The organism is Mycobacterium bohemicum DSM 44277, from assembly GCF_001053185.1.
Classification (GTDB): domain Bacteria; phylum Actinomycetota; class Actinomycetes; order Mycobacteriales; family Mycobacteriaceae; genus Mycobacterium; species Mycobacterium bohemicum.
This window is the reverse complement of sequence record NZ_CSTD01000001.1, coordinates 2,100,263-2,122,810: the sequence shown is the minus strand read 5'-3', so window position 1 is coordinate 2,122,810 and position 22,548 is coordinate 2,100,263. Positions and strand designations below refer to the sequence as shown.

Sequence of the window (22,548 nt, the reverse complement as noted above, 5' to 3'; positions counted from 1 at the left end):
GCCGCCGCCCTCACGACTCGCCGCCGGGTTCGTCGGCGGCCCTGCGGCGCTGACGCCGCGCGGCCTTGCGCTCGGCGGCGCCGATGCGGTCGCTGCGCTCCAGCCGGGCGTCGGTCCCCCGGCCCGACATCGCGGCGTGTTGTCCCGCCGGGGTCTGCGGTTCCCAGTCGAACGTCATGTCGCCGATGGTCACCGCGCAGCCAGGCTCCGCCCCGAGGCGCAGCAGCTCGTCTTCGACGCCGAGCCGGGCCAGCCGGTCGGCGAGATACCCCACCGCTTCGTCGTTGTCGAAGTTGGTCTGGCGCACCCAGCGTTCGGGGCGCGCGCCGGCCACCAGGAACCCGCCCTCGCCGTCGGGCTCGACGGAAAAGCCGCTGTCGTCGACCGGTACCGGACGGATCACGGGCCGCCGCGGCACGCTGGGCGGCCGCGCGGCGTTGTACTCCGAGACCATCCGCCACAGCCCGAAGATCAACGGCTGCAACCCCTCTCGGGACACCGTCGACACCAGAAACACCGGCCAGCCCCGCTCGGCGATCTCGTCACGGACGAATTCGGCGAGCTCGCGGGCCTCCGGCACATCGATCTTGTTGAGCACCACCGCCCGCGGCCGCTCGGCCAGATCGCCCAGGGTGGCGTCCCCCTGCAACGTCGGTGTGTAGGCGGCGAGTTCGGCCTCCAGCGCCTCGATGTCGGAGATCGGGTCGCGGCCCGGTTCGGCGGTGGCGCAGTCGACCACGTGCACCAGCACCGCGCACCGCTCGATGTGCCGCAGGAACTCCAGCCCCAGGCCGCGGCCCTGCGACGCCCCGGGGATCAGGCCCGGCACGTCGGCGACGGTGAAGGTGTGCTCACCGGCCGATACGACGCCCAGGTTGGGGGCCAGCGTGGTGAACGGATAGTCGGCGATCTTGGGCTTGGCGGCCGCCTCGAAGCGCGTGCCCGCGCCGACCAGGTCGGCCAGCAACCGGCCGTTCTCGTCCAGGACGACGGTGCCGTCGGGGACCTTCACCTCGAGGTCGGCCCCGGCGGCCCCGTCCCGGTTGCCGCCCATCCCCTGCTTGCCCGAGGCGGCGGTGATGTGCGGGCGGAAATGGAAGTCCAGCAGGGTGTGCACCTGCGGATCGACGACGAGCACCACGCTGCCGCCGCGGCCACCGTTGCCGCCGTCGGGTCCGCCCAGCGGCTTGAACTTCTCCCGATGAACCGACGCACAGCCGTTGCCGCCGGAACCGGCCCGCGCGTGGATGACGACTCGATCGACGAACCGAGGCATCGGTTACCAGCCCTTCGAACGTGACGCCAGGGCGAGGCAAACGTCGCGAAGCCGCCCCAGCGTGACGGTCGCGAAGAGACCTAGACCTGCGGCGTGATGCTGACGGTCTTGCGTCCGCCCTTGACCCCGAACTCGACGGCACCGGACGCCTTGGCGAACAGTGTGTCGTCGCCGCCGCGGCCGACGTTGACGCCGGGGTGGAACTTCGTACCGCGCTGCCGCACCAGGATTTCGCCGGCCTTGACGACCTGGCCGCCGAACCGCTTGACGCCCAGCCGCTGAGCGGCGGAGTCGCGGCCGTTGCGCGAGCTGGACGCGCCCTTCTTGTGTGCCATTGTTTGCCGCCTCTGCTACTTGATCCCGGTCACCTTGAGCACCGTCAGCTGCTGACGGTGGCCCTGGCGCTTGTGGTAGCCGGTCTTGTTCCGGAACTTGTGGATACGGATCTTGGGTCCCTTGGTGTGCTCGAGCACCTCGCCGGTCACGGCCACCTTGGCCAGCGCGCCGGCATCGGAGGTGACGTTGGCGCCGTCCACCACCAGCGCGACCGGCAGCGACACGCTGGCGCCGGGCTCGGAGTCGAGCTTCTCGACCTTGACGACGTCCCCGACGGCAACTTTGTACTGCTTACCGCCGGTCTTGACGATTGCGTAGGTCGCCATCGTTGCTCCTGCCTTACTCTGCTTCGCCGCCTGCCCGCCGCGTGGCGCGCGAGCCACCGGCGGTGCTCGTGGTGGGTCTGGTACGGGCCGCGCGGTGATCGCCGGGGTCCCGCTGGTCGCCGGCCAGGGGTTTTGCTGCTTGCCCGGCCTGGCGACAACTGTCCAAGGGTACTTGACCAGCGGCTAGAGGGTCAAACCGGGTGCCCGGCCGATCGGTCAGTCGATGTGGATGGGTGGACCGGCCGGCCGGCCGGCCGCGCGCCGCCGACGGTGCCGCCCGAACGGCCCGCCGTCAGCCCCGGAATCGGCGTCAGTATCGCGATCGGCGTCGGTGTCGTCGGAGTCCTCGTCGTCGAGCTCCTCGTCGTCGAGCTCGAGGTCCTCGTCGTCGTCGCCGAGGTCTTCCTCGTCATCGAGGTCCTCGTCGTCGTCGAGCTCGTCGTCCTCGTCGTCCTCGTCTTCCTCGGAGTCGTCATCGGTCGGCTCGTCGGAACCCTCGAAGTCGTCCGGGCCGCTGCCCGCCAGGTCTTCGACGGCGCCTTCGTCGGTGCGCTCGTCGACTTCACCAACGGCTTCCTCACCGGACTCGCCGTTCTCGTCGTCCTTGGAGGCCCCGGCGGCCATCGCCTTGAACATCGGGTGCTCGCCGGGGGCGTGCGCGGGAACCTTGGCGACGGTGGGCTGGTCGGCGGACTCCTCGGAACGGCCCTTCTTCGACCGCCGGCCCCGGCGGCCGGCGGAGTCCGACTTCCGCCCGTTCGACGGGGTGGATTCGACGGGGTCGGCGTGCAGCAGCACGCCACGACCGCCGCAGTTCGGGCAGGAGGTCGAGAACGCCTCGATCAGGCCGGTGCCCAGCCGCTTGCGGGTCAGCTGCACCAGGCCCAGCGAGGTCACCTCGGAGACCTGATGGCGCGTGCGGTCGCGGGCCAGCGCCTCGGTCAGCCGGCGCAGCACCAGGTCGCGGTTGGACTCCAGCACCATGTCGATGAAGTCGATGACCACGATGCCGCCCACGTCGCGCAGCCGCAGCTGGCGGACGATCTCCTCGGCCGCCTCGAGGTTGTTCTTGGTGACAGTCTGCTCGAGGTTGCCGCCGGAGCCGGTGAACTTGCCGGTGTTGACGTCGATGACCGTCATGGCCTCGGTCCGGTCGATGACCAGGGTGCCGCCCGAGGGCAGCCACACCTTGCGGTCCATCGCCTTGACCAGTTGCTCGTCGATGCGGTGCACCGCGAACACGTCGGGCCCGTCGCCGTCGGGCGTCTCGTACTTGGTCAGCTTCGAAACCAGATCGGGCGCAACGGAATTGACGTACTCGTTGATCGTCGTCCAGGCCTCGTCTCCGGAGACGATGAGGCCCGCGAAGTCCTCGTTGAACAGGTCGCGGATGACCTTGACCAACACGTCGGGCTCTTCGTAGAGCGCCACCGCGGCCCCGGCGGCCTTCTGCTTGGTCTCGTTCGCCTTCGCCTCGATCTGCTGCCACCGCTCCTGCAGCCGGGTGACGTCGTTGCGGATGTCGTCCTCTTTGACGCCCTCGGACGCGGTGCGGATGATGACGCCGGCGTCCGACGGCACCACCTCGCGCAGGATCTCCTTGAGCCGCTGGCGTTCGGTGTCGGGCAGCTTGCGGCTGATCCCGGTCGACGACGCCCCGGGGACATACACCAGGTAGCGACCCGCCAGCGACACCTGCGTGGTGAGCCGCGCGCCCTTGTGACCGACCGGGTCCTTGCTGACCTGGACCACGACGTAGTCGCCGGGCTTGAGCGCCTGCTCGATCTTACGATCCGAACCGCCCAATCCCGCTGCGTCCCAATTGACTTCGCCGGCGTAGAGGACACCGTTGCGGCCACGGCCGATGTCGACGAACGCCGCCTCCATCGACGGCAGCACGTTTTGCACAATGCCCAGGTAGATGTTGCCCACCAGGGACGCCGACGCGGCCGAGGTGACGAAGTGCTCGACCACGATGCCGTCCTCGAGCACCGCGATCTGGGTATACCGCGAACCGGTGTGCGGCGGTTCGGTGCGGACCCGGTCGCGCACCACCATGATCCGTTCGACGGCCTCACGGCGCGCCAGGAACTCGGCCTCGGTGAGCACCGGCGGGCGGCGCCGCCCGGCGTCGCGCCCGTCCCGGCGCCGTTGGCGCTTGGCCTCCAGCCGGGTCGAGCCGTCGATGCCCTTGATCTCGTTGCTCGCCGCGCCGTTACCGTCGTCGCCGCCACCCTTGCCCGAACGCGACGGGCGTTCGTGCACAACGGTATTCGGCGGATCGTCGGGGGCGGGACCGTCTTCGTTGTCGTCGCCCGATCCGGATTTGCGGCGCCGGCGCCTGCGTCGGCGGCGGGTGGCGGCTTCCGACGAACCGCCGTCCTCGTCGCCGTCGTCGGAGTCCTGGTCGTCGTCCTCGTCCTCGGCCCGCTCGTCGTCGTCGCCGGCCGGCGGCCCCGGCGGCGCCGGCGGTTGGCCGGCCGGTCGCCCTGGTCTTCGTCCTCGTCGGTGTCGGACTCGTCGGAGTCGGCGCCGTCCTCCTCGCTGTACTCCTCGCGGCCGTCGGCCATCGGCTGCGGCGCGACGAACAGCGGGGTGTACTGCGCCGGCTCGGTGCCCGTCGCCGACGACGGCCGGGATGCGGCCGCCCTGACGACCGGAACCGCGGCGTGGCTGAAGCCCGGGACGTTCTCCAACGGCTTGGCGAAGATCATGTCGCGAACCCGCAGCGCCTCGTCGCGGTTCACGCCCGAATGCACGCTGCGCGTCTGCCCGTCGATCGAGACCAGCGCCTCGAGCACCTCGGCGTTGGTGCTGCCCAGCGCCCGCGCCAGCTGGTGGACTCTCAGGCGGTCCGGCAGGTCGCCGTGCTGAGCCGACTGTTGCGATGGTTCTGTAGGTGGTGCACCGTCTACCACGTATTCTCCTTTAGCCCCCGGGCGCGTCTTGTCGACGCGGCCACGCGAGGGCTTCGATATGGGCCCGGGTCGGTTCCCCCGGGCATGTGATGGTCTCGCCCCGAGCAACTCGGGTACAACTCGCTCGGCGCCGTGCTGAATGTCGGCCTGACATGCCGCGCAACATCACGGTTACGGCGATGGTCGCGCTTGTCTAAGTCTTCATTCGGGTGTCTGACGCCGGTCCGGCGACGTTCACCCGGTGCAAGTATCCCATATCACTTCTCGTGCTCACCCGCACCTTGGCGGGTTGCCGCCGAAACCGGGCGCCGCGGCCGCTAGCTGCCCGGGAACCAGAGCGCAATCTCGCGCGCCGCCGACTCGGCCGAGTCGGAGCCGTGCACCAGGTTGAACTGCGTCTGCAGCCCGAAATCGCCGCGGATCGTGCCGGGTGTGGCCTTCTCGACCGGGTCGGTGCCGCCCGCGAGCTGCCGAAACGCCGCGACCGCCCGCGGTCCCTCCACGATCGCGGCCACCACCGGCCCCGACGTGATGAACTCCAGCAGCGAACCGAAGAAGGGCTTCCCCTCGTGCTCGGCGTAGTGCCGGCCGGCCAGTTCCTCGCTGACGTGGCGTAGCTCGAGCGCCGCGATCGCGAGGCCCTTTCGCTCGATGCGGCCGATGATCTCCCCGACCAGGCGCCGCTGCACGCCGTCCGGCTTGATCAGTACCAGGGTCCGTTCGGTCACGGCGCACAGCGTACAGAAAGGCCCCGTGGCGATCGCGAGCGCGGCGGAGCCGGGCGAGGCGGGTCGCCACCATCGGGGTGCGGTCGCGAGCGCGGCGGAGCCGAGCTAAGGACCGCCCTGCTGACGGCGCCGGACCTCGGACCGGAAGTAAAAGAGCAGGGCCCACAGCGTGCTGAACAGCACCCCGATGAACCCGACGCCCGGGTACACCGCGAAGCCGGCCAGCACCAGGACCTGGACGCCCAGGTTCACCCAGATCGCCCACGGCCGCCGCTGCACCCCGACCAGCAGCACGAGCAGAACGGCCAGGCCGATCAGGTAGGCCAGCGACGCCGACGTGAGACCCCCGCCGACCGCGCCGACAACCGGTATCGCCAGCAGCACCACGATCGCCTCGAGAATCAGCGTCGCGGCCATCACCGCGCCGAAGCTCTTCCACGGGTCGGGCCGGCCGGTTTCGGGTTCGGTCACGCCGGATCACGTCCGAACAGCGTTCGCGCCGCGCCGGCGGTGACGACCGAGCCGGTGATCACGATTCCGGTGCCCGAGAAGGCTTCGGATTCGCCGTCGAGCGCGGCCCCCGCCGTCTCGGCGTCGATCAGTTCGGTCGCGGCATCGATCGCGTCGCGCAGGTTCTCGGCGGTGGACACCCGGTCCGGCCCGAACCGCTCCCGGGCGGCCAGCGCCAAGGCGTCGACGTCCAGCGCCCGGGGAGAACCATTGTGCGTCACGATGACGTGGTCGAAAGCCGGCTCCAGCGCGGCAAGGATGCCGTCGGCGTCCTTGTCGGCGAGCACGCTGAGCACGCCGACCAGGAAGCGGAAATCGAATTCGGCCGCCAGGGCCTGCGCGAGCGCCGCCGCGCCGGCCGGATTGTGCGCGGCGTCGATGAACACGGTCGGCGGTCCGGCCGCGCCTCGACCGAATATCGGTAGACGGCGTCGACGTCGAGCTGGCGCTGCGCCCCGGCACCGAAGAAGGCCTCGACGGCAGCGAGCGCCACGGCCGCGTTGTGCGCCTGATGCTCCCCGTGCAGGGGCAGGAAGACGTCCGAATACACCCCGCCGAGCCCCTGCAGGGTCAGCACCTGGCCGCCGATCGCGACTTGACGCCCCAGGACCGCGAATTCCGAATCCTCGCGGGCGACCGCGGCGTCGGCACGCACCGTCTGGGCCAGCAGCACCTCCATCGCCTCGGGCAGCTGGCGCCCGATGACCGCGACGGTGTCGGGTGCGCCGTCGGGCGATTTCTTGATGATGCCGGCCTTCTCCCCCGCGATGCCGGCGATGTCGTCACCGAGGTAGTCCATGTGGTCGAGGGCGATCGGGGTGATGACGGCGACCGGCGCGCTGACCACGTTGGTGGCATCCCAGCGCCCGCCCATGCCCACCTCGACGATCCCGACGTCCACGGGGGCGTCGGCGAACGCCGCGAAAGCCATGGCGGTGAGGACCTCGAACTTGCTCATGCGGGGGCCGCCGGCGGCTTGGGATTGCTCGTCGATCATCTGCACGAACGGCTCGATCTCGCGGTAGGTCGCCACGTACTGCGCGGGGGTGATCGGCCTTCCGTCGATCGCGATCCGCTCCACCGCCGACTGCAGGTGGGGGCTGGTGGTGCGCCCGGTGCGCCGGCCCAGCGCGGTCACCAGCGCGTCGATCAAACGCGTCACCGACGTCTTGCCGTTGGTGCCCGCGACATGGATGCACGGGTAGCCCAGCTGCGGTGAGCCCAGCAGGTCCATCAGCGCGCTGATCCGGGTCAGGCTCGGCTCGATGCGGGTCTCCGGCCAGCGCTGGTCCAGCAGGTGCTCGACCTGCAACAGGGACGCGATCTCGTCGGGCGTCGGCGCCGTGCTGGTCGCCTGGACCCACTCGGGTGGCTCGGCGGTCATTGCAGCGCAGCCAGCCTGGCCGCGATCCGGTCGGTCTCCTCTTGCGCGAGCCGCTGCCGGTCGCGGATCTTGGCGACGACCTGTTCCGGGGCCTTGGCCAGAAAGTCGGCGTTGGCCAGCTTGGCCGCCGTCGAGTCGAGTTCCTTGCGGGCCGCCGCCAGATCCTTTTCCAGTCGGCGCCGCTCGGCGGCGACGTCGATGGTGCCCGACGTGTCCAGTTCGACCACGACGGTGCTGTCCGCCGTGGGACCGAGCCGCACCTCCAACGAGACCGACGACCGGAAGTCGGCACCCGGCGCGGTGAGCCACGCCAGCGACGTGACGGCGCTGACCTGGCCGCCCAGGTCGGCCTGTTCGACGCCGGACAACCGCGCCGGCACCTTCTGCCGGTCGGCCAGGCCCTGGTCGCTGCGGAAGCGACGGACCTCGGTGACCAGCTTCTGCATGTCGGCGATCCGTTGCACCGCAACGGGATCCAGCGTCACGCCCGAGGGACTCGGCCAGTCGGCGATCACCAGCGACTCCCGGTCCGTCAGGGCCTGCCACAGCGACTCGCTGACGAACGGGATGACGGGGTGCAGCAGTCGCAGCAGGACGTCGAGCACCGCGGCCAGCACGGCGGTGGTGTGGTCGATCCCGTCGGCGAGCTGCGTCTTGGCCAATTCGACGTACCAGTCGCAGAATTCATCCCAGGCGAAGTGGTAGAGCGCCTCGCAGGCCCGGCCGAACTCGTAGCCGTCGAAGGCCGAATCGACTTCGGCGCGAACCTCTTCCAGCCGTCCCAGGATCCACCGGTCGGCGTCGGTCAGTTCGCCGGCCGGCGGAAGTGGTTGGGGCGCGGCGCCGTTGAGCAGCGCGAAGCGGGTCGCGTTGAACAGCTTGGTCACAAAGTTGCGCGACGCGCGGACGGCGTCCTCGCCGACGGACAGGTCGCCACCCGGGCTGGCGCCGCGGGCCAGCGTGAACCGCAGCGCGTCGGCCCCGAACGTCTCCACCCAGTCCAGGGGGTCGATGACGTTGCCCTTGGACTTGCTCATCTTGCGGCCATTTTCGTCACGGATCAGGCCGTGCAGGAAGACGTCGGTGAAGGGAACCTGCGGCCCGCGCCGGCCGCCGAGGGTGATGGCGTCGTCGCCGCCGACGAAGGTGCCGAACATCATCATCCGCGCGACCCAGAAGAACAGGATGTCGTAGCCGGTGACCAGAACGCTTGTGGGATAGAACTTTTCCAGTTCCACGGTCTGCGACGGCCAGCCCAGCGTGGAAAACGGCCACAGCGCCGAGGAGAACCAGGTGTCGAGCACGTCGGGATCCTGCTCCCAGCCCTCCGGCGGCGTCTCGTCCGGCCCGACACACACCTGTTCGCCGTCGGGTGAGTACCAGATCGGGATGCGGTGGCCCCACCACAGTTGGCGCGAGATGCACCAGTCGTGCATGTCGTCGACCCAGGCGAACCAGCGCGGTTCCAGGCTGGCCGGGTGAATCACCGTCTCGCCGTTGCGCACCGCGTCGCCGGCGGCCTTGGCCAGCGACTCCACCCGAACCCACCACTGCAGCGAGAGCCGCGGCTCGATCGGCTCGCCGCTGCGCTCGGAGTGCCCCACACTGTGCAGATAGGGGCGCTTCTCCTCGACGATCCGGCCCTGCGCGGCCAGGGCCTCGCGCACCGCGACCCGGGCCTCGAAGCGGTCCATGCCGTCGAATTGCGTTCCGGTGTCCACGATCCGGCCCTTGGTGTCCATGATCGAGATCATCGGCAGCCGGTGACGCAGACCGATCTCGAAGTCGTTGGGATCGTGCGCCGGCGTGACTTTGACTGCGCCGGTGCCGAATTCGGGATCGACATGCTCGTCGGCGACGATAACCATCTGGCGGTCGATGAAGGGGTGCGGCAAGGTGGTGCCCACCAGGTGGCGATAGCGCTCGTCGTCGGGGTGCACCGCGATGGCGGTGTCGCCCAGCATCGTTTCGACGCGGGTGGTGGCGACCACGATGTGGGGTTGCGAATCGTCCAGCGAGCCGTAGCGGAACGACACCAGCTCGCCCTCGACGTCGACGTAGTTGACCTCGAGGTCCGAGATCGCCGTCTGCAGGATCGGCGACCAGTTGACCAGCCGCTCGGCGCGATAGATCAGCCCGGCGTCGTAGAGCCGCTTGAAGATGGTGCGCACCGCACGCGACAGGCCCTCGTCCATGGTGAACCGGTCGCGGCTCCAGTCGACCCCGTCGCCGAGCCGGCGCATCTGGCCGCTGATGGCACCGCCGGACTCACGCTTCCAGTCCCAGACCTTGCCGACGAACAACTCCCGGCCGAAGTCCTCCTTGGTCTTTCCGTCGACCGCGAGCTGTTTTTCCACCACGCTCTGCGTAGCGATGCCCGCGTGGTCCATCCCCGGCTGCCACAGCACCTCGTAGCCCTGCATCCGCTTGCGGCGGGTCAGGGCGTCCATCATGGTGTGTTCGAGCGCGTGGCCCATGTGCAGGCTGCCGGTCACGTTCGGCGGCGGCAGGACGATCGAGTAGGCGGGCTTGGGACTGGTGGGATCGGCCGTGAAGTAGCCCGCGTCCACCCATCGCTGGTAGATCGCGTCCTCGATGGCGCCGGGATCCCAGGTCTTGGGCAGGTCGGCGGCAGAGCGGCTGGCGGTCACCGGTCAATTCTAGGGAGCCCAGACCGCGCCTCGTTAAGTGCCCGAACGCGCAGCCGGCGGCCCGCCGGCCGTCGTCAGCCGGGCAGCTTGCCGACGGCCGTGCCCAGGGGATGGGCCCCGGTCAGGGAATGGTGAGGACTTGTCCCGGCTGAATCAAGTCGGGGTTTAAAACACCGCTTGCGTCGGCGATCGCCTGGTACCTGCCGCCGTCGCCGTAGAAGCGCTCCGCGATGTCCCACAGCGTGTCACCCGCTTCGACGGTGTACGTCCTTGCGGCCGGCTCCTGCTCCGCGCCGGCCTCGGCCGCCGGTTCGGGGTCGGGTTCCGGATTGGTCTCCGAATTGGTCTCCGAAGCCGACTCCAGCTCGGGTTCCGGTTCGGCCTCGGCGGCCGGCGATGGCGGGGGCTCAGAGGTTTCGGTCTTCGTCGACCAGGCCGCGCCGCCGTCGGCGTACAGCACCAGGTTGCGATCGTCCTGGAGCACGAGCTTGGGGTTCTTCCTGCCCTCGGTGTTGCTGTGCCACACCGGTTTGTCCGCGGTGTAGACGACGAAGTTGCCGTCGGCCTGCAGTTCAGCGCGCACCACACCTTGGCCGTCGGTGCCGGTGGCCCAGATAGCCTGGCCACCAGACGCCAGCACCAGGTTGCCGTCGTCCTGCAGCGTCAGGGTGTAGGCCCCGTTCTTGGAGACGAGCGACTCTCCCCGCTCGAGCTTCTGGCCTTGGTTAAGCGTGTCTGACATCGAATTCCTCTCGTAACGTGGTCCGGCCGGATTGACCGGGGCGGGTGCCGGTGCCCGCAGCGGCGGTGCGGCCCGATGATCGTGGTTGAGCCTGAGCGTGCCCCTTCACGACTCAACCCATCAAGCGGCCGGCGAATGAACACTGGGCGCGAGCGGCACTACTTTTTGCCGCTGAGCAGGCCGCCGAGGATGTCGCCCAGCCCACCGCCCTTGCCGCCCAGCACGCTGCCGAGGATGCCGCCCAGTGACTTGTCGGTCGAGCCGCCGCCGAGGATTCCGCCCAGAATTTCGCCCAGGCTCCCGCCCGGCTTCTGCGCCGTCGTCGTCCGCGGCGCTCCGCCCCGGGACTCGAGCTGCTTACCCACATATGCCAACACGATCGGGAGCAGGATCGGCAGCAACTTCCTGAGCAGCTCGCCATTGCCCGCACCCCCTTCGGCCAGCGCCGCGGCCACCTGATCGGTGTCGTTTCCGCCGAACAGAGTCGCAACGGCCTGGTGCCCGTCACCCTCGGCCGCCTGACCGGGGCTCGCGTCGAGCAGGCCCCGCGCGGCGTGCGCGCTCGCGGCGGATTCGATCTGGCCGGCGTGCTCGGGGTCTTGGCTGTTGTGCTGCAGGCCGGTCAGGAGCACCGGCACGAGCGTGCGAATGGCATTGTCGACCTCGGCTTCGTCGGCGCCGAGCCGGCCGGCGATTTCGGAGGCGGGAATCTGTGCGTAGAGCTCATCCAGGGCGGCCATCGGAGGGTTCCTTCCCAGGAAGTCGAGTTGTGCGCGAAGCAACTAGACACTAGTGCAATAAGGCCCCGGCCGACAGAATTCTGGGAACGCCGGTCAGGTCAACCGTTCGGTCTTCAGGGTGACACCGGCGGCCCGGAATCGCTCCAGCAGCGCGTCCCCCATCGCGGCCGCGGGGGTCAGCACGCCGCGCAGGTCGGTTAGCTTGTCGCGGTCCAGCGCGAGCGCAAGGCCGGACTCGCCCAGCAGCACCGAGGTCGCCTTGTAGCCGGGGTCGCCCCGCTGTTCCATGCGGGCCACGTAGCGGGCACCGGTCGACGTGGTGGTGTAGGTCTCGATGCGGTAGTAGCCGCGCTCGCGGGTCCGCTCGCTGGGACCGGTGCCCGGCTTGGGGACGACCCGCTCCACCAGGCGGCGCGGCAGCACCCGGAAGTAGCGGCTGCCCAATCCGAACGTTGCGTTGCCGACCCCGCCGACGACGGCCGATGCCAGGGGCGCCAGCGGGGAGGATCCCAGGCTCATGCTTTCGGTGTAGCGGAACTGCCGGCCATAAGCCCAGTCAAGTAATGCGTTGCTGCGGCGCACAATTCGCGTGTTCACCGGCGCCATCATGAATCCGGCAGTCCAATCACCGGCCAGTTCCGGCGCGATCTGGCGACCACGGCGCAGCGGCAGATCGGGCTGGCGCCCGAGTTCCGGTTCGGCGGCGCGATCGGTACTCAACGTGTACGGGTCGGCAAGCTGGCGCCGGATCTCCGGATCGCCGGAGGCGGCGTCCAACACCTCGAGCATCGACGCGACGGTACCGCCGGATACCCCGCCCGAGAAGGAACGCACCACGAAGTCGGTCGCCAGCAACTCGCCGGCGCCGTCGTCGCGGGCCGCCCGGTAGAGCGCGTACACACTCAAATCCGAAGGCACGGAGTCAAACCCGCAAGAATGAACGATGCGCGCGCCGGTGTCGGCGGCCTGCTTGTGATAGGAGTCGATGCTCTCGCGGATGAACGGCGCCTCGCCGGTCAGGTCGGCGTAGTCGGTGCCGGCGGCGGCGCACGCGGCCACCAGCGGCAGCCCGTAGCGCGTGTACGGGCCGACCGTCGTGATGACAACCCGGGTGCGGGCGGCCATCTCGCCCAGCGTCGACGGCGAGGCGGCGTCGGCGGCGACGAGGGGCCAGGACCGCGCGGACTCGCCCAGGGCGTCGCGGACGGCGCCCAGGCGCTCGGTCGACCGGCCGGCCAGCGCGATCCGCGCGTCGCCCCCCGCATTCGCCAGGTACTCGGCGGTGAGCTTGCCGACGAAGCCGGTGGCCCCGTACAGCACAATGTCGAATTCGCGCGGCGTATCGGTCACGGGTTTCGACGCTACCCGACCCCGCTACACGTGGTGCCGGGCCAAAAGCCCGGCACCACGTGTAGCTGTACGGCGGTCGGTCAGCCGCGACGCCCGCAGACCGGCCAGGCGCCGATGCCCTGGCTGTGCAGGACGTTCTCGGCGACCCGGATCTGCTCCTCGCGGCTGGCGCTGGCCGGCGAGCCCGCGCCGCCGTTGGCGTGCCAGGTGCTCGACGTGAACTGCAGGCCGCCCGCGAAGCCGTTACCCGTGCTGATGCCCCAGTTGCCGCCCGACTCGCACTGCGCGATGGCGTCCCAGTTGACGCTGTACGCCTTATGGGCCGGCGGAGGCGGCGGGGCGTCCGGCGCCGGGGGCGGCGGCACGTTGGGGTCAAAGCCCGCCGGAGCCGGAGGCGGCGGCGGAGCGTCTACCGGCGCCAGCGCGTCCGGAACCGGGGGCGGCGGCGGCACGTTGGGGTCAAAGCCCACCGGGGCCGGCGCATCCGGTGCCGGGGGTGCCGGCGGCGCGTCCGGGCCCTGCCCGGCGGGAGCGGAGTTGGGGTCGATTCCCATCGGCTGAGCCGTGGCGGTCGCCGACGGCATGGTGACCAGCGTCCCGGTGATGGCGGCGAGCATGAGCGTCTTGCGGACGTTCTTCAATATCTTTCCTTTCGCGGTGCGCGCGCCGAAGCAAGCCCGCGGCGGCGGGCTGGAGTGGTTGCTTGGTGCGGAATGGTGCTTCGGGGCGTGCCGTTCTTTCGGGCACGACAGCGGCGGGCGTTGATGCGCCCGGCGGGGCCTGGCCCCGGGCCGCGGACCGGTCTGTCGGCGTCCGCGCCCCCGCTCACACGCGGATCCGTTCGGATTCAATTTTGATAACTTTTCGGTAACCCGTTTCGGGCTAACAGGGACCGTACGAGACGGCGTTCCATTCGTCATCTTCGGAAACAGGCATATCTCGGGCAGGTAACGAGGCGATCACGCCGCGTTCACGCAATCGCGGCGCAGGTCAGCGAGTGATTTGCGCGCGGTAACCGAGTCCCGCGAAAGGAATCCAATCGTGAGCCGAATCACGTACATTTTGTGAGCCGCGACACGGTTTCCTGCCGCAGATTCATCCGCCCCGCCGCACGCCTGCGGGGATGACGGTATGCCAGCGAAATACTCTCGCCTACAACGCTATTCGCGCGATTCGCGCCACCGCGGCGACCGTCTTCACCCGCAACCGAAACCCGTTGTTGCCCAATATTATTTGTTGACTCCAACGAAATATGCTTGCCCCCAAGGCAATTGGTTCCACGGCCAGCGCAGGCGAGAAACGGCGTCCGGCCGTGGCCTTCCGGTTCGCTCGGATCGAGTGGTCGGTCGCCAAAGAGGCTGCGCACTGCCATTCGGATCACACTTGCAAAATAATGTGTGGCAAATAACAGAAATTTGCGGCCAGCGATTATTTGAGCAACAAATAACGACAAGACGGGGAGCCCTGAACAGGCAAATTAAAGCGGGGAAACTTCAGCGCGCCCGCGGTCGGCGCGGCAAGAGACGGGTCGGCTTCAGGCCCCGACCAGCGCGCGCAGGTCCGCCTCGGTGTTGACGTTGGTCAGCCACCTCGAGGCCCCGGAGTCCAGCGTGACGATGCGTTGGGCGTCCGACCTGACGACCAGGGTGCGCATCTTGCGCTCTCCGGCGGCGACCAGCGCGTCGACGCGGTCGGCCAGGTCGGTGCGGTAGACCGCGGCCAGGTAGTGGTCCTGGCCGTCCCACGGCAGCACCACCTCCGCGCCGGTCTCGACCGCGCGGCGGGCGAGGTCGTCGATGAGCTCGACGGCCAGGAACGGCATGTCCACAGCGCACACGAACGCGTACCGCGCGCCCGCCTCGGCGGCCGCCCGCAGGGCCCGCCCGGTCGCCGGCAGGGGTCCCAGGCCGCGCAACTCGTCGCGGATGATCTTGGCCCGCAGGTCGGGGAGCGGCTGCCCCTGGGCGGCCATCACGAAAACGGGGTCGCAGCGCTGGCTGAGGATCTCGACCATGCGCTCGGCCATCGTCGTGGGACCCGAACCGTCCGACGACGATCCGGGGATCGGCATGCCGGCCTTGTCACGACCCATGCGCCGGGAGGCGCCGCCGGCGAGAATCGCCCCGGCCAGTGCAGCTGCGTCGGGCACCGAATCGGCCATCTCAGTCGACGGTCCAGGTGTCGCGGCCACGCAGCAGCGACTGCAGCGCGGCGGTGTCCGACGGGCGCGACGCCTGGGCGGCGTGGACCTGGGAGCGCGCCGCGTCGTCGTAGGTGGGCCGGTTGATGTTGCGGAAGATCCCCAGCACCGTGTGCTCGAGGTTCTGGTCCGACAGGCGCGAGAGCGCGAAGGCGTAGGCCGAGTCGTCCGCGTGGGCGTCGTGCACGACGATCTCGTCGACGGCGACGTCGGCCGTCTTGGCCACATCCAGGCCGAAGCCCGACCTGACCACGCAGTACTCACCGTTGGCGCCGAACACGATCGGCTCACCGTGGCGGACGTTGATCAACCGCTCCTCGGCGCCCTCCTTGCGCAGCGCGTCGAACGATCCGTCGTTGAAGATCGGGCAGTCCTGCAGGATTTCGACCAGCGCCGCACCGCGGTGCTCGGCCGCGGCACGCAGCACCTCGGACAGGCCGTTGCGGTCGGAGTCCAGCGCGCGGCCGACGAACGTCGCCTCGGCGCCCAGCGCCAGGGACACCGGGTTGAACGGGTGGTCCAGCGACCCCATCGGCGTCGACTTGGTCACCTTGCCGACCTCCGACGTCGGCGAGTACTGACCCTTGGTCAGGCCGTAGATGCGGTTGTTGAACAGCAGGATCGTGATGTTGACGTTGCGGCGCAGCGCGTGGATCAGGTGATTGCCGCCGATCGACAACGCGTCGCCGTCGCCGGTCACGACCCACACCGACAGGTCCTCGCGGGCGAGCGCCAGGCCGGTCGCGATCGCCGGGGCGCGGCCGTGGATCGAGTGGAACCCGTAGGTCTCCAGGTAATACGGGAACCGGCTGGAACAGCCGATGCCGCTGATGAACACGATGTTCTCGCGCCGTAACCCGAGCTCGGGCAGGAAGTTCCGGATCGTGTTGAGGATGACGTAGTCACCGCAGCCGGGGCACCAGCGGACCTCCTGGTCGCTGGTGAAGTCCTTGGCCTTCTGCGGCTGGTCGGTGGTGGGCACGCCGTCGTTTTTGGTCAGCCTCGCCTCCAGGCCGAGGTCCGTGCCCACCAAATTGCCCATCACGTCAGTCACGATTCGCTAGCTCCCGCTCCAACCGTTGCCGCCGACATCCGGGCGACCATTGTCTTGTCTTGTTCGATGTCGGCCAGCGACCCGGCCAGCGCGGCCCGGATGACCCGGCCGATTTCGTCGGCGAGGAAGGAGACACCCTGGACCTTCGTGACCGATTGCACGTCCACCAAGTACTTGCCGCGCAGCAAAAACGCCAGCTGACCGAGGTTCATTTCGGGGGCGACCACCTGCGGGTAATGCCGCAGCACGTCGCCCAGGTTCGCCGGGAAGGGGCTCAGATAGCGCAGGTGGGCGTGGGCCACCTTGACGCCCCGGCGCCGGGCGCGCCGGCAGGCCTCCCCGATCGGGCCGTAGGAGCTGCCCCAGCCGATCAGCAGCAGCTCGGCGTCCCCGGTCGGGTCGTCGACCTCCAGATCGGGCACGGAGATGCCGTCGATCTTGGCCTGGCGCAACCGCACCATCAGGTCGTGGTTGACCGGCTCGTAGGAGATGTTGCCCGAGCCGTTCGCGGCTTCCAGGCCGCCGATGCGGTGCTCCAGGCCGGGGGTGCCCGGGACGGCGAACTGGCGGGCCAGCGTCTCGGGGTCGCGGTTGTAGGGCTGGAAGGGCTCGTCCGGCTTGGCGAAGGTGTGCGTGATGGGCGCCAGCGAGCCGACGTCCGGGATCCGCCAGGGCTCCGAGCCGTTGGCGATCGCGCCGTCGGACAACAGGATCACCGGGGTGTGATAGGAGACCGCGATGCGGACCGCCTCCAGTGCGGTCTCGAAGCAGTCGGCCGGTGACCGCGGCGCCAGCACCGCCACCGGCGACTCGCCGTTGCGGCCGTAGAGCGCCTGAAGCAGGTCGGCCTGCTCGGTCTTGGTGGGCAGGCCGGTCGAGGGGCCGCCGCGCTGCACGTCGATGACCAGCAGCGGCAGTTCGGTCATCACCCCGAGGCCGAGCGCTTCGGATTTCAGCGACACACCCGGCCCGGACGTGCTGGTGACGCCCAGCGCCCCGCCGTAGGACGCCCCGAGCGCCGCGCAGATGCCGCCAATCTCGTCTTCGGCCTGGAAGGTGATCACGTCGAAGTTCTTGTGCTTGGACAGTTCGTGCAGGATGTCCGACGCGGGCGTGATCGGGTAGCTGCCCAGCACAACCGGAATACCGGCCAGCTGCCCCGCCGCGACGATCCCGTAGGCCAGTGCGGTGTTGCCCGAGATCTGGCGGTACTCCCCGGCGGGCAGCTTCGCCCGGCTGACCTCGTAGGTAGTGCCGAACGCCTCCGTCGTCTCGCCGTAGTTCCAGCCGGCCTTGAGTGCCAGCACGTTAGCCTCGGCGACGTCGGGTTTGCGGGCGAACTTCTCCCTGATGAACCGCTCGGAAGTCTGGATCGGCCGGCCATACATCCACGACAGCAGCCCGAGGGCGAACATGTTCTTGGCGCGCTGGCCGTCCTTCTTCGAGGCGCCGATCGCCTCGACCGCGCCGAGCGTCAGCGTGGTCATGGCTACGGAATGCACGACGTAGTCGGACAACTCATCGGACTCGAGCGGATTGGTGACGTAGCCGACCTTGGTCAGGTTGCGCTTGGTGAACTCGTCGGAGTTGGCGATCACCATCCCGCCGCGCGGCAGGTCGCCGAGGTTTGACTTGAGCGCGGCCGGGTTCATCGCGACCAGGACGTCGGGCCGGTCCCCGGCCGTCAGGATGTCGTGGTCGGCGATTTGGATCTGGAAGGACGAAACCCCGGGCAAAGTGCCTGCGGGGGCACGGATTTCGGCGGGGTAATTCGGCTGGGTCGCGAGGTCGTTGCCGAAAAGCGCCGCCTCCGAGGTGAATCGGTCGCCGGTGAGCTGCATGCCGTCCCCAGAGTCCCCCGCGAAGCGGATGACGACCTGTTCAAGGCGCTGACGGCCGGACCCGTTATTCGAATTCGACTCGTGGGACTTCGATCCGGCGCCGCTGCCGTTCGGATCCACGTTTCAGCCCTCCACTTGTTCACCGGACTGGCACTCCGCGTAGCTCCAGGTTACGCGCCGTTGAAGTGACTCCCCGGCCTCACGGTTGCATGTCACTGGCGGTACCGATTATGGCACTGTTTGTTAGCGTGCATAGCCAACTCCGGCGCAGCACACACGGTTAATTTGAACTCAAAAGCCGAAGTCAGGGACGTGTACTGATGGGTAAGTTGCAAAACTGTGGCGTTGGTCACGTCCGTGGGCCGGACGCGGCGGCCGTCTCCGGCATCGCGGTCAGATACAAGACGAAGCCCGCCGCCGCGATCGCACCGAGGCTGGCGAAGGCCGCGTCGTAGCCCGCCGCGACCACGATGGAGCCCGCAACGAGGTTGGAGACCGCGGCGCCGATGCCCGTCGCGGCGGTCACCGCGCCCAGGCTGACGTTGAACCGGCCGGTCCCGTGCGTCACGTCCTGGACGACCAGGGGAAACAGCGCCCCGAACACGCCGGCCCCGACGCCGTCCAGCAGCTGGACGCCGACCAGCCAATACGAGTTGTCGGACAGCGTGTAGAGGAAGCCGCGGGCGGCCAAGACCGCGAAGGCGAGCAGGAAGATGGGTTTGCGGCCCCACGCATCGGCTTTCGCTCCTGCCAGGTAGGCGGCCGGGACCATGACGATCTGCGCTGCCACGATGCAGCCCGCCATCAACGCGGTCCCGACGTCCTTGTTGTGCAGCGCCAAGAGCTGTCCGACCAGCGGCAGCATGGCCGCGTTGGCGAAGTGGAACGCGACGACGGTTGCCGCGAAGACCATCAGCCGCCGGTTGTGCAGCAGCACCGACAGCCTCGACGGTTGCCGGTGCGGCTCCCCCGCCGTGTGGTCCATCCCGCGGGCCACATCATGGTCGATCGCGTTGCGCGGGATCCACAGGGTGGCCGCGACACTGCTGGCCGCCATGACGGCGAGCACCCAGAACACCACGGCCGGGCCGAAGAAGTAGGCCAGGCCACCGGTGATGGCGGCGGCCGACGCATTGCCCGCGTGGTTGAACGACTCGTTCCTCCCGATTCGCCGGGAGAAGTGCCGACGGCCGACGATGCCCAAGGTGATCGCCGCCAGCGCAGGCGCGAAAACCGAACCGGCGATCCCGGTGAGCGCCTGCAACACCGAGATCGAGTAGAACCCGGGAAACAGCGGCATCGCCAGCGATCCCGCCGTGATCGTCAGTGCGCCAACGATGATCAGCGCGCGCTTGGCCCTCGTCCGGTCCACGATCGCCCCCGCCGGGGCCTGGGCGATGATCGCGCCGATACCGCCCACCGCCATGACGAAACCGATCGACGCCTGGTCCCAGTGGTGGGCCAGTAGCAGGTAGATCGAGAGATAGGGACCCAACCCGTCGCGCACGTCGGCGAGCAAAAAGTTGACGAGATCCAGGGCGTGCGCCACCCGGCGCGGCGCGGCGACGATGCGGTCAGGGGCGCTCGACACGCGGCTTCAGCGCAGAGTTCTACGCCGCAATCAGTGAGGCGCTAGGCGCTCTTGTCGCGGCGCTCGGCGCGCGACGGCTTGCGCGGCACGATCGTCGGCAGCACGTTGTCCTGCACGGTCTCCTTGGTCACCACGACCTTGGCGACGTCGTCGCGGCTCGGGATGTCGTACATGACGGGCAGCAGGACCTCTTCCATGATGGCCCGCAGGCCCCGGGCGCCCGTGCCGCGGTGGATCGCCTGGTCGGCGATCGCTTCCAGCGCGTCGTCGGAGAACTCCAGCTCCACGCCGTCCATCTCGAAAAGCCGGGTGTACTGCTTGACCAGGGCATTCTTTGGCTCGGACAGGATCTTCACGAGGGATTCCTTGTCCAGGTTGGTGACCGAGGCGACGACCGGCAGCCGGCCGATGAACTCGGGGATCAGCCCGAACTTGATCAGGTCCTCGGGCATGACGTCGGAGAAGTGGTCGGTGGTGTCGATCTCCGCCTTGGAGCGGACCTCGGCGCCGAAGCCCAGGCCGCGCTTGCCGACGCGCTCGTAAATGATCTTCTCCAGGCCGGCGAACGCCCCCGCGACGATGAACAGGACGTTGGTGGTGTCGATCTGGATGAACTCCTGGTGCGGGTGCTTGCGGCCGCCCTGCGGGGGCACCGACGCCTGGGTGCCCTCGAGGATCTTCAGCAGGGCCTGCTGGACGCCCTCGCCGGAGACGTCGCGGGTGATCGACGGGTTCTCGCTCTTGCGCGCGATCTTGTCGACCTCGTCGATGTAGATGATGCCGGTCTCGGCGCGTTTGACGTCGTAGTCGGCGGCCTGGATCAGCTTGAGCAGAATGTTCTCGACGTCCTCGCCGACGTACCCGGCCTCGGTGAGCGCGGTGGCGTCGGCGATGGCGAACGGCACGTTGAGCATCTTGGCGAGGGTCTGGGCCAGGTAGGTCTTTCCGCAGCCGGTCGGGCCGAGCATCAGGATGTTGGACTTGGTCAGCTCGACCGGCTCGTGCCGGGAGTCGCGACCCTTCTCGCCCGCCTGAATCCGCTTGTAGTGGTTGTAGACCGCGACCGCCAGCGTCCGCTTGGCGGTGTCCTGCCCGATGACGTATCCCTCGAGGAACTCCCGGATCTCGACCGGCTTGGGCAGTTCGTCGAGCTTGACGTCGTCGGCGTCGGCGAGCTCCTCTTCGATGATCTCGTTGCAGAGATCGATGCATTCATCACAGATGTACACACCGGGGCCAGCAATGAGTTTCTTGACTTGCTTCTGGCTCTTCCCGCAGAACGAGCACTTCAGCAGGTCACCGCCGTCTCCGATGCGCGCCATGGTGCTGAGGGCCTACTTCCTGATCGCCGTTGGTGTTGCTCTCCCCGCATGTATCCCCCGACGCTACCCGCTAGATCGGCCCCGACGCGACCAATAACGACGAATCGCGTCCCTGATATTTGCGGGAATTGGCGGGGCGTTCATGCCTCTTCCGTCTGAACATATAGCCACACGGCGCCCGCCACGGGCGTAAGGCGCGCTTTCGGTGTCTCTGGCGTGTCGTGGTCGTTATAGGACCGACGCCGTCTGGCCGGTGTCCCGCCGGCGCGACGAGCGCGCCGGCGTCAGGGCCGATGCGCCTCAGGCGGTTTGAGCCGACAGCTTGCGGTACTCCAGGACGGTGTCGATGATCCCGTAGTCCTTGGCCTCTTCCGCGGTGAGGATCTTGTCCCGGTCGGTGTCCTTGCGGATGGTCGCGGCGTCCCTGCCGGTGTGGTGGGCCAGCGTGGTCTCCATCAGGGTGCGCATCCGCTCGATCTCGGCGGCCTGGATCTCCAGGTCGGAGAACTGGCCCTGGATCACGCCCGACAGCGACGGCTGGTGGATGAGCACGCGCGCGTTGGGCAGGGCCATGCGCTTGCCGGGCGTCCCCGCGGCCAGCAACACCGCCGCGGCCGACGCCGCCTGGCCCAGGCACACCGTCTGGATGTCGGCCCGCACGTACTGCATGGTGTCGTAGATCGCCATCAACGAGGTGAAGCCGCCGCCGGGGGAGTTGATGTACATGGTGATGTCGCGGTCCGGGTCCAGCGACTCCAACACGAGCAGCTGGGCCATGATGTCGTTCGCCGACGCGTCGTCCACCTGCACGCCGAGGAAGATGATGCGCTCCTCGAACAGCTTGTTGTAGGGGTTGGATTCCTTGACGCCGAAGCTGGAGTGCTCGATGAACGACGGCAGGATGTAGCGCGCCTGAGGCTGGGTCTGAGGATTCACTGGGCTTCTCCGTTGGTGATGTGGGCGGCGCGGGTGATGATGTGGTCGACGAACCCGTATTCGAGCGCCTCGGGGGCCGTGAACCAGCGGTCGCGGTCGGAGTCGATCTCGATGCGTTCGATCGGCTGGCCGGTGAACTCGGCGTTCAGCCGGAACATCTCCTTCTTGATCACCGCGAACTGCTCGGCCTGGATGGCGATGTCGGCCGCGCTGCCCGTGACCCCGCCCAGCGGCTGGTGCATCAGGATGCGGGCGTGCGGCAGGGCGTAGCGCTTGCCCTTGGTGCCGGCCGCGAGCAGGAACTCGCCCATCGACGCGGCCATGCCCATCGCGTAGGTGGCGATGTCGCAGGGCGCCAGGACCATGGTGTCGTAGATCGCCATGCCGGCGCTGATCGACCCCCCGGGGGAGTTGATGTAGAGGTTGATGTCCTTGTCGGCGTCCTCGGCGGCGAGCAGCAAGATCTGCGCGCACAGCCGATTGGCGACCTCGTCGTTGACCTCCGAACCCAGGAAGATGATGCGCTCGGACAGCAAGCGCTCATAGACCGAGTCCGTGAGGGTGAGACCCTGCGAGGGCGAACGCATGTCAGTCACGACTGGGTTACCTGCTTTCTCGAGTTCTTCTATGCTCCGACCCTAAC

At 68.7% G+C, this 22,548-nt stretch carries 18 protein-coding genes and 1 pseudogene; all 19 read right to left on the bottom strand.

The genetic code is table 11. The features are described from left to right. Positions 1-10: 10 nt before the first annotated feature. Entirely contained in the window at positions 11-1,276 is a 1,266-nt protein-coding gene (gene obgE / locus BN971_RS09630) for a GTPase ObgE (protein WP_090349948.1), read from the bottom strand. Between the two features lie 80 nt (positions 1,277-1,356). Next, a complete protein-coding gene (gene rpmA / locus BN971_RS09625) occupies positions 1,357-1,611 on the bottom strand; it encodes a 50S ribosomal protein L27 (protein WP_085182998.1) in 255 nt (84 codons plus the stop codon). A gap of 15 nt (positions 1,612-1,626) precedes the next feature. Then, entirely contained in the window at positions 1,627-1,938 is a 312-nt protein-coding gene (rplU, locus tag BN971_RS09620; RefSeq protein WP_085182999.1) for a 50S ribosomal protein L21, read from the bottom strand. Between the two features lie 216 nt (positions 1,939-2,154). Then, a complete protein-coding gene (rne, locus tag BN971_RS09615) occupies positions 2,155-4,578 on the bottom strand; it encodes a ribonuclease E (RefSeq protein WP_487348992.1) in 2,424 nt (807 codons plus the stop codon). A gap of 595 nt (positions 4,579-5,173) precedes the next feature. Beyond that, complete coding sequence (gene ndk / locus BN971_RS09610) at positions 5,174-5,584, bottom strand: nucleoside-diphosphate kinase (RefSeq protein WP_085183001.1); 411 nt, start codon at positions 5,582-5,584, stop codon at positions 5,174-5,176. 105 nt (positions 5,585-5,689) lie between these two features. Beyond that, positions 5,690-6,001, bottom strand: coding sequence for a DUF4233 domain-containing protein (locus BN971_RS09605; protein WP_085183258.1), 312 nt, complete (start codon positions 5,999-6,001; stop codon positions 5,690-5,692). 50 nt (positions 6,002-6,051) lie between these two features. After that, positions 6,052-7,478: pseudogene (folC, locus tag BN971_RS09600) on the bottom strand (bifunctional tetrahydrofolate synthase/dihydrofolate synthase). Further along, on the bottom strand, positions 7,475-10,129 hold the full coding sequence (locus BN971_RS09595) for a valine--tRNA ligase (protein ID WP_085183003.1): 2,655 nt from the start codon (positions 10,127-10,129) through the stop codon (positions 7,475-7,477). The pseudogene folC and the gene BN971_RS09595 overlap by 4 nt, the downstream one beginning before the upstream one ends. 121 nt (positions 10,130-10,250) lie before the next feature. Then, positions 10,251-10,871: a LysM peptidoglycan-binding domain-containing protein gene (locus BN971_RS09590; RefSeq protein WP_085183004.1), complete on the bottom strand. Its 621-nt coding sequence runs from the start codon at positions 10,869-10,871 to the stop codon at positions 10,251-10,253. A gap of 158 nt (positions 10,872-11,029) precedes the next feature. After that, positions 11,030-11,611 carry a DUF937 domain-containing protein gene (locus BN971_RS09585; RefSeq protein ID WP_085183005.1) on the bottom strand — a complete coding sequence of 194 codons (582 nt, stop codon included), beginning with the start codon at positions 11,609-11,611 and terminating at the stop codon, positions 11,030-11,032. A 93-nt stretch (positions 11,612-11,704) separates the two neighbouring features. Next, positions 11,705-12,961 (bottom strand): saccharopine dehydrogenase family protein, encoded by a 1,257-nt coding sequence (locus tag BN971_RS09580; RefSeq protein ID WP_085183006.1) that lies wholly within the window; start codon positions 12,959-12,961, stop codon positions 11,705-11,707. Positions 12,962-13,041: 80 nt separating this feature from the next. Continuing rightward, the gene (locus BN971_RS09575) at positions 13,042-13,602 is read right to left on the bottom strand and encodes a transglycosylase family protein (protein WP_085183007.1); all 561 of its coding nucleotides are present in this window, start codon (positions 13,600-13,602) and stop codon (positions 13,042-13,044) included. 893 nt (positions 13,603-14,495) lie between these two features. After that, entirely contained in the window at positions 14,496-15,122 is a 627-nt protein-coding gene (gene mobA, locus BN971_RS09570) for a molybdenum cofactor guanylyltransferase (RefSeq protein ID WP_085183008.1), read from the bottom strand. A 1-nt stretch (position 15,123) separates the two neighbouring features. Further along, positions 15,124-16,203, bottom strand: a complete 1,080-nt coding sequence (locus BN971_RS09565; protein WP_090349947.1) for a 2-oxoacid:ferredoxin oxidoreductase subunit beta — start codon at positions 16,201-16,203, stop codon at positions 15,124-15,126. A gap of 8 nt (positions 16,204-16,211) precedes the next feature. Next, the gene (locus BN971_RS09560) at positions 16,212-18,176 is read right to left on the bottom strand and encodes a 2-oxoacid:acceptor oxidoreductase subunit alpha (protein ID WP_085183010.1); all 1,965 of its coding nucleotides are present in this window, start codon (positions 18,174-18,176) and stop codon (positions 16,212-16,214) included. A 229-nt stretch (positions 18,177-18,405) separates the two neighbouring features. After that, complete coding sequence (locus BN971_RS09555; protein ID WP_090350049.1) at positions 18,406-19,626, bottom strand: MFS transporter; 1,221 nt, start codon at positions 19,624-19,626, stop codon at positions 18,406-18,408. A gap of 62 nt (positions 19,627-19,688) precedes the next feature. Further along, positions 19,689-20,969 carry an ATP-dependent Clp protease ATP-binding subunit ClpX gene (gene clpX / locus BN971_RS09550; RefSeq protein WP_085183012.1) on the bottom strand — a complete coding sequence of 427 codons (1,281 nt, stop codon included), beginning with the start codon at positions 20,967-20,969 and terminating at the stop codon, positions 19,689-19,691. A 300-nt stretch (positions 20,970-21,269) separates the two neighbouring features. Continuing rightward, positions 21,270-21,905 (bottom strand): ATP-dependent CLP protease proteolytic subunit ClpP2, encoded by a 636-nt coding sequence (gene clpP2 / locus BN971_RS09545; RefSeq protein ID WP_085183013.1) that lies wholly within the window; start codon positions 21,903-21,905, stop codon positions 21,270-21,272. After that, a complete protein-coding gene (clpP1, locus tag BN971_RS09540; protein WP_085183014.1) occupies positions 21,902-22,492 on the bottom strand; it encodes an ATP-dependent CLP protease proteolytic subunit ClpP1 in 591 nt (196 codons plus the stop codon). The genes clpP2 and clpP1 overlap by 4 nt, the downstream gene beginning before the upstream one ends. Positions 22,493-22,548 lie beyond the last annotated feature (56 nt).

What these genes read in the sequence shown, in the direction of transcription:
- obgE (WP_090349948.1), bottom strand. Translation starts at nt 1,276, where the DNA reads ATGCCTCGGTTCGTCGATCGAGTCGTCATCCACGCGCGGGCCGGTTCC.
- rpmA (WP_085182998.1), bottom strand. Translation starts at nt 1,611, where the DNA reads ATGGCACACAAGAAGGGCGCGTCCAGCTCGCGCAACGGCCGCGACTCC.
- rplU (WP_085182999.1), bottom strand. Translation starts at nt 1,938, where the DNA reads ATGGCGACCTACGCAATCGTCAAGACCGGCGGTAAGCAGTACAAAGTT.
- BN971_RS09605 (WP_085183258.1), bottom strand. Translation starts at nt 6,001, where the DNA reads ATGGCCGCGACGCTGATTCTCGAGGCGATCGTGGTGCTGCTGGCGATA.
- BN971_RS09590 (WP_085183004.1), bottom strand. Translation starts at nt 10,871, where the DNA reads ATGTCAGACACGCTTAACCAAGGCCAGAAGCTCGAGCGGGGAGAGTCG.
- BN971_RS09585 (WP_085183005.1), bottom strand. Translation starts at nt 11,611, where the DNA reads ATGGCCGCCCTGGATGAGCTCTACGCACAGATTCCCGCCTCCGAAATC.
- mobA (WP_085183008.1), bottom strand. Translation starts at nt 15,122, where the DNA reads ATGGCCGATTCGGTGCCCGACGCAGCTGCACTGGCCGGGGCGATTCTC.
- BN971_RS09565 (WP_090349947.1), bottom strand. Translation starts at nt 16,203, where the DNA reads ATGGGCAATTTGGTGGGCACGGACCTCGGCCTGGAGGCGAGGCTGACC.
- clpX (WP_085183012.1), bottom strand. Translation starts at nt 20,969, where the DNA reads ATGGCGCGCATCGGAGACGGCGGTGACCTGCTGAAGTGCTCGTTCTGC.
- clpP1 (WP_085183014.1), bottom strand. Translation starts at nt 22,492, where the DNA reads ATGCGTTCGCCCTCGCAGGGTCTCACCCTCACGGACTCGGTCTATGAG.